This window comes from Amycolatopsis kentuckyensis, assembly GCF_002155975.1.
GTDB classification, from domain to species: domain Bacteria; phylum Actinomycetota; class Actinomycetes; order Mycobacteriales; family Pseudonocardiaceae; genus Amycolatopsis; species Amycolatopsis kentuckyensis.
This window is the reverse complement of record NZ_MUMI01000248.1, coordinates 1-6,073: the sequence shown is the minus strand read 5'-3', so window position 1 is coordinate 6,073 and position 6,073 is coordinate 1. Positions and strand designations below refer to the sequence as shown.

Genomic DNA, 6,073 nt, shown 5'->3' with positions numbered 1-6,073 from the left:
CCGCGGTCGGACGCCTCGACGAACGTGTCGTACTGCCGCTCCAGGGCGCGGACGACGTCGGCGATCTCGTCGGACTCCGCGACCTGCCGGTTGATCTCGGCGTCGGCCAGGTCCGCGGCCGCGCGCAGTTCGCCCTCGGGCAGGCTCAGCCCGGTCGCCCGGCTCAGCGCGTCGAGCACGATCAGCGACGCCGCCGGGTACGTCGACTGCGCGAGGTAGTGCGGCACGTGCGCGGCGAAGCCCATGGCGTCGTGGCCCCACTCGCCGAGCCGGTACTCCAGCAGCGCGGCGAGGCTGCCCGGCACCTGCAGCCGGTTCGGCAGCGGCTGGTTGTCGCCGACCAGGTCCTTGCGGGTCGCGTGCGCGGTGACGCCGAGCGGGCGGGTGTGCGGCGCGCCCATCGGGATACCGTGGAAGCCCGCGGTCAGCCGGACGCCCCAGCGTTCGACCAGGTTCCGGACCGCCGCGCTGAACCGCTCCCAGTCGTGGTCCGGCTCCGGGCCGGACAGCAGCAGGAACGGCGTGCCGTCGGCGTCGTGCAGCAGGTGCACCACCAGCTCGGGCGCGTCGTAGTCCTCCCAGTGGTCGACCGCGTAGGTCATCGTCGGCCGCCGCGAGCGGTAGTCGATGAGCCGGTCGACGTCGAAGCGGGCGACCACCCGGTGCTCGCCGCCCAGGAGGTGCTCCGCCAGCAGACGGCCCGCCGAGCCGGCGTCCATGAACCCTTCGAAGTGGTGCAGCAGCACCGCCCCGGTCAGATCGGGGACGTCCGAGTCCACCTCGTACAGGTCGTCGGGATCGAATCCCACCGGGTCCTCCTGCTCTCCACACGGCTATCCGTCAAGCACAACACACCCCGGGAGGGATTCCATTCCGCCGACGGTGGCGCCGATCGTAACGCCATGCGATCGAGGCCGGTTCGGATCGCCATCGTGACAAGTGTCGTGGGCACGCAAGGCCCCGATCGGGCACGCTTGAGCGGTGAGCGAACACACGACGAACACGGCGCTCAGGCTGCGGCCGCCGGCGCACCGGGTCAGCCGCCGGGCCATCGGCTACTGGACGGTGACCGCCTCGATCCTGTGGATCATCCTGCTCGGCGTGCAGACGCTCATCGTCGTGACCAGTGACGACGCGCCGTCGTTCCTGACCGTGACGCTGGTGCTCTCCTGCGTCCTCGGCCCGCTGCACCTGATCGTGATGCCCCAGTGGCGCTACCGCGTGCACCGCTGGGAGGTCACCGACGAGGCCGTCTACACGCAGTCCGGCTGGCTGAAGCAGGAGTGGCGGATCGCGCCGGTCTCGCGGATCCAGACCGTCGACATCGAGCGCGACCCGTTCGAGCAGCTGTTCGGGCTGGCGAAGATCACCGTGACGACGGCGTCCGCGGCGGGCCCGCTGCGCATCGCGGGCCTGGCGCACGATCGCGCGCTCGAGCTGGCCGACGAGCTGACGAAGACGACCCAGGCCGTTCGCGGGGACGCGACGTGAGCCCCGCCGAGGCGGTCGAAACCACCGAAGCCGTCGTGACCCCGCCCGCCGAGGGCACGCAGGACGCGCCGTGGCACCACCTCGACCGGCGCATGCTGCTCATCCGGCCGGTGCTGGACCTGGTGAAGTCGCTGCCGGTGCTGCTGGGCGCGCTGCTGTTCGGCCACGGCGAACCGTGGCAGTGGATCGGCCTCGCGTTCACCGCCATCGCCGTGTTCACCGGCGTCTCGCACGTGCTGACCTCGCGCTACCGGATCACCGAGGCGCAGGTCGAGTGGCACACCGGGCTGCTGCTGCGCAAGCAGCGGGCCATCCCGCGCGACCGGATCCGCACGGTCGACGTCACCTCCGAGCCGAAGCACCGGCTGTTCTCGCTGGCCGCCGCGCGGATCGGCACCGGGCGGCACTCGCACGGCAAGGGGCCGGGCAAGGACGAGCTCGTCCTCGACGCCGTCACCGTCGCCGAGGCCCAGCGGCTGCGGACGCTCCTGCTGCACCGCAAGGCCGAGGCCGTCTCCGACGGAGCCGCTGTGGCCACCGCCGCGCCGCCGGAGCAGCTGATCGCCGCGGTCGACAAGCGGTGGCTGCGGTACGCGCCGTTCACGCTGTCGGGGCTGGCCGTGGTCGGTGCGGCCGTCGGCACCGTCTACCACTTCGCGCACGAACTGCACTTCGACCCGATCCAGTTCTCGCTGGTCCAGGCGGTCGTCGGGCACTTCGCCGACACGCCGGTGTGGCTGAGCCTGGTGCTCGCCGCGGTCGGGCTGCTGGTGCTCGTCTCGCTGCTGTCGATCGGCGGGTACGTGCTGTCGTTCTGGAACTTCCGGCTCACCCGCGAGCCCGCCGGCACGCTGCACGTCCGGCGCGGGCTGATCACCACGCGCTCGGTGTCGATCGAGGAGGACCGCCTGCGCGGCGCCGAAATCCGGGAGCCGCTGCCGCTGCGGCTGGCCGGTGGCGCCCGCTGCGTCGCCATCGCCGCCGGCCTGCGGGAGGGCAAGAGCGCGGACAAGGGCGGCAGCCTGCTGCTGCCGCCGGCACCGCTGGCTCGCGCGCACGAAGTCGTCGCCGAAGTGCTGGGCGAGGACCCGGCCGCGACGCCGCTGGTGCGCCACCCCCGCCGGGCGCTGTACCGGCGGCTGTCCCGGGCCGTGCTCGGCGTGCTGCTGCTCGCCGCGGCGCTCTACGGCCTGGCGTGGCTCGGCGCGCTGCCGGACTGGCCGTGGCAGGTCGCGCTGGTGCTGGTGCCGTTCGCCGTGCTCGTCGGCTGGGACCGCTACCGCGGCCTCGGCCACGCCCTCACCGGCCGCTACCTGGTGACGCGGTCGGGTTCGCTGGACCGCGGCACGGCGGCGGTCCGCTGCGACGGGATGACCGGGATCGTCGTCGAACGTTCGTACTTCCAGCGCCGGGCCGGGCTGGTCACGCTGATCGCGCCGGTCGCCGCGGGCAAGGGCCGGTACCAGGTGCTCGACGTCGGCGAGGCCGACGGGCTGGTGCTCGCCGACCGGGCGCTGCCCGGCCTGCTGACGCCGTTCCTCACCGGTGACCGGGACCGCGGTTGACGCCCGGCCCGCGCCGCTCCTAACGTGAAATCCGCCGTCCGAACCCTCGATTCGCGTTCGACGAGAGGACGGCAGGATGATCCGGAAACTCCTCGGTGTGCTGGCCGCGGGAATCGTCGTGACCTCGGCGGTCGCGCCGGTCGCGGAAGCCGCGGAAAACCCCTACGGCGACCCGAACCTGGTCTCGATGTTCGACGGAACCGACCTGAGCGCGTGGACGTCGTCGAAAACCGGGCTCTGGTCGGCGAAAAACGGCGTCATCCACGGCAATGGCACCGCGCGCGGCTGGTTGTACTACAACAAACAGCAGGTCGGCACGTTTCGGTGGATATTCAATGTCCGGCAGGTCAAGGGCAACCACAAACCGACGGTGCTGATCTGGGGCACCACCGAGCCGATCCGCGACGCACTGAGCGCGATCCAGTTCCAACCGCCGAACGGGGGACACTGGGACTACCGGCCGGGGCACAACAACGGCGGCGGAAAACTGTTCCAGCAGCTGCCGCACACCACCATCGACATCAAGAAGTGGGCGCAGTGCGAGCTGATCGGCGACGCCGCCACCGGGGTCGCGCGGATGGCGTGCTGCCCGCTCACCGGCACGGCGATCACCTGCAAGGGCGTCGAAGTGCTGCGGTTCACCGACAAGACCGCCGGGCGCGTCGGCCCGCTGGCGCTGCAGGTGCACAACTCGGGGATCCAGGACGAGTACCGCGGGCTCTACGTCGAGTCACCCGTGGTGACGAAACCGGGCGAGTTCCTCACGATGTGATCCAGGTGCGCCGGCGATGGCCCTTTTTCCGGGCCATTGCTGGCCTTCCTTTCACACTACGTGCTAATTTATTCACCCCGTGTGATAGTGAAGGTCGTTTTTGTCTCACCGAGAGGTCACGATGACGCCTGCCGTCAGTACTGTCGACGGTTCCGCCACCACTTCCCCGCGCCGCACCCCGGGTGCCAGCAGTTCCCGCAAGGTCCTCCAACTGCTGCTGGCCTTTTCGGAGCGGCGGTGGGAGGCGAGCGTCGCCGAACTGGCCGCGACGATCGGTTCCCCGGTGGCCACGACCTACCGGTACGTGGCCCTGCTCAAGGAGCTGCAGCTGCTCGAGGAGGGCCGGGCCGGGCACTACCACCTGACGAGCCAGGTGATGCCGCTGGCGCGGGCCGCCCAGCTGGCGAACGACATGGTGCAGCTGGCGCGGCCGGCCATGGAGGAAGCCGCGCGGGAGCTCGGCGAGACGGTGATGCTGTTCCAGCGGTTCGGCGACTCCGCCGTGTGCGCGGACCGCGTCGAGTGCGACCGCGCCATGCGGTTCACCTTCGAGCCGGGGCATTCGCTGCCGCTCGGCGTCGGCGCGTCCGGCAAGATGCTGCTCGCCCTGCTGCCGGAGATCGAGCGTGACCGGCGGTGGGCGTCGATCGTCGAGCAGCGCGGGGCAGCGGTGCGCGACGAGCTGAAGCAGGCGCTGGAGAACCGGTACGCGGTCAGCTCCGGCGAGCTCGACGAAGGCGTCTGGGCCTGTTCGGTGCCGGTGCAGACGATCGGCAGGCGGCCGACCGTGCTGAGCATGGCCGGGCCGGCCGCCCGGATCACCGAGGAGACGCGGCACACGGCGATCACCGCCCTGCAGGAGTACGCGATCCGCATCCAGCGGGCGATCGCGTCTTATTCGCTGTGAGAATCCCGCCCGGGCGCGTAGAACTGCCCGGGTGATCCGGCTCGCCCGCCCCGAAGACCTGCCCGCGCTCATCGACGTCGAGCGCGAGGCGGGTGCACTGTTCCGCGACGTCGACATGGCGGCGATCGCCGACGACGACCCGGGCTCGGTGGCCGAACTGGCGGCGTTCCAAGCGGCGGGCCGCGCGTGGGTGAGCGTCGACGCCGACGACCGGCCGGTGGCCTACCTGGTCGCGGAGGTCGTCGACGGGTACGCGCACATCGAGCAGGTCTCGGTCCGGCCGTCGCACGCGCGGCGCGGGCTCGGCAGCGCGCTGATCGAGACGCTCGCGGAGTGGGCCGCCGCCCGCGGGCTGACGGCGCTGACGCTGACGACGTTCGAAAACGTGCCGTGGAACGCGCCGTACTACGAACGGCTGCGGTTCCGGACCATTCCGGAGGCGGAAATCGGCGACGGACTGCGCTCGATCCGCCGCGCCGAAGCGGCCCGCGGCCTGGACGCCTGGCCGCGTGTCGCCATGATCCGACCGCTCTGACCTGCGGTTTTTCCCGATTCTCCCCTAGTCGGGGGAGAGAGTGGCGCGCGCGGTCGAACATGTGTTCTACTGTGCCTTGCCGGTCCCGGAGGGGGAAGCTCCGAGGGCCGGCCCACCAACTTCGGGAGGTAGTCGTGGCGGTCAAGATCACCCACCTGACGAACGGCCAGCAGGTGCGTTTCGCCAACGCCGACGGTGCCCGCCGGTACGCCGAGATCATGGGCGGCGGCGTGGACAAGTGGCGCTTCACGGTCGTGCCCGAGGACCCGATGCTCCGGAAAATGTCGGACTCGGTCGTTAATGTGCCGGTATGGCGCATGACTTCCAGGTAGTGGTGGATTCGGCCGACCCGCACGTGCTCGCCGACTGGTGGGCCGAGACGCTCGGCTGGTCCGTGGAACCGACGGACGAGGACTTCATCCGCGAGATGATCGCGAAGGGGTACGCGACGGAGTCGGAAACCCGGACTCATCGGGGTTCGCTGGTGTGGAGAGCGGGGGCGGGGATCCGGCATCCGGACTCGCCACCGGAGGGACCGCCTCGGCGGATCCTGTTCCAGGAGGTCCCGGAGGCCAAGACGGTGAAGAACCGGGTCCACATGGACGTGTGGGTGGGCGCGGAGAACGTGGAGTCATCGGTCGAGAAGCTGAAGGCGCGCGGAGCGGAGTTCCTGCACCGGGGGCGGCAGGGGCCGCACAGCTGGGTGACGATGGCCGATCCGGAGGGGAACGAGTTCTGCATCTCGTGACGTGATGACCCGCTCTTTCCTGCCGTCTTCAGGACAGGAAAGAGCGGGTCATCAC

8 protein-coding genes are annotated in these 6,073 nt (G+C 70.7%); 7 read left to right on the top strand and 1 reads right to left on the bottom strand.

The genetic code is table 11. The annotated features are described in order from the left end of the window. Positions 1-809, bottom strand: an 809-nt coding sequence (locus tag CCN39_RS23785; protein ID WP_086845459.1) for a proteasome assembly chaperone family protein, incomplete at its 3' end; no start/stop codon positions are given. Between the two features lie 172 nt (positions 810-981). On the opposite strand from CCN39_RS23785, the gene CCN39_RS23780 reads away from it, so the two are divergent. The 7 genes from CCN39_RS23780 to CCN39_RS23750 all read left to right on the top strand — a co-directional run bounded on the left by CCN39_RS23780 (position 982) and on the right by CCN39_RS23750 (position 6,018). Beyond that, on the top strand, positions 982-1,491 hold the full coding sequence (locus CCN39_RS23780) for a PH domain-containing protein (RefSeq protein WP_086845457.1): 510 nt from the start codon (positions 982-984) through the stop codon (positions 1,489-1,491). Next, positions 1,488-3,056 carry a PH domain-containing protein gene (locus CCN39_RS23775; RefSeq protein ID WP_086845455.1) on the top strand — a complete coding sequence of 523 codons (1,569 nt, stop codon included), beginning with the start codon at positions 1,488-1,490 and terminating at the stop codon, positions 3,054-3,056. The genes CCN39_RS23780 and CCN39_RS23775 overlap by 4 nt, the downstream gene beginning before the upstream one ends. Before the next feature lie 76 nt (positions 3,057-3,132). Then, on the top strand, positions 3,133-3,828 hold the full coding sequence (locus CCN39_RS23770) for a 3-keto-alpha-glucoside-1,2-lyase-like domain-containing protein (RefSeq protein ID WP_086845453.1): 696 nt from the start codon (positions 3,133-3,135) through the stop codon (positions 3,826-3,828). 121 nt (positions 3,829-3,949) lie between these two features. Further along, on the top strand, positions 3,950-4,735 hold the full coding sequence (locus tag CCN39_RS23765) for an IclR family transcriptional regulator (RefSeq protein WP_086845451.1): 786 nt from the start codon (positions 3,950-3,952) through the stop codon (positions 4,733-4,735). Positions 4,736-4,766: 31 nt separating this feature from the next. Continuing rightward, positions 4,767-5,270 carry a GNAT family N-acetyltransferase gene (locus CCN39_RS23760; protein ID WP_244210966.1) on the top strand — a complete coding sequence of 168 codons (504 nt, stop codon included), beginning with the start codon at positions 4,767-4,769 and terminating at the stop codon, positions 5,268-5,270. A 134-nt stretch (positions 5,271-5,404) separates the two neighbouring features. After that, on the top strand, positions 5,405-5,602 hold the full coding sequence (locus CCN39_RS23755) for a hypothetical protein (protein WP_004561810.1): 198 nt from the start codon (positions 5,405-5,407) through the stop codon (positions 5,600-5,602). Next, positions 5,602-6,018 (top strand): VOC family protein, encoded by a 417-nt coding sequence (locus tag CCN39_RS23750; protein ID WP_086845446.1) that lies wholly within the window; start codon positions 5,602-5,604, stop codon positions 6,016-6,018. The genes CCN39_RS23755 and CCN39_RS23750 overlap by 1 nt, the downstream gene beginning before the upstream one ends. Positions 6,019-6,073 lie beyond the last annotated feature (55 nt).

Excerpts from the sequence above, each read along its gene's own strand:
- CCN39_RS23770 (WP_086845453.1), top strand. The coding sequence starts at position 3,133 with ATGATCCGGAAACTCCTCGGTGTGCTGGCCGCGGGAATCGTCGTGACC.
- CCN39_RS23765 (WP_086845451.1), top strand. The coding sequence starts at position 3,950 with ATGACGCCTGCCGTCAGTACTGTCGACGGTTCCGCCACCACTTCCCCG.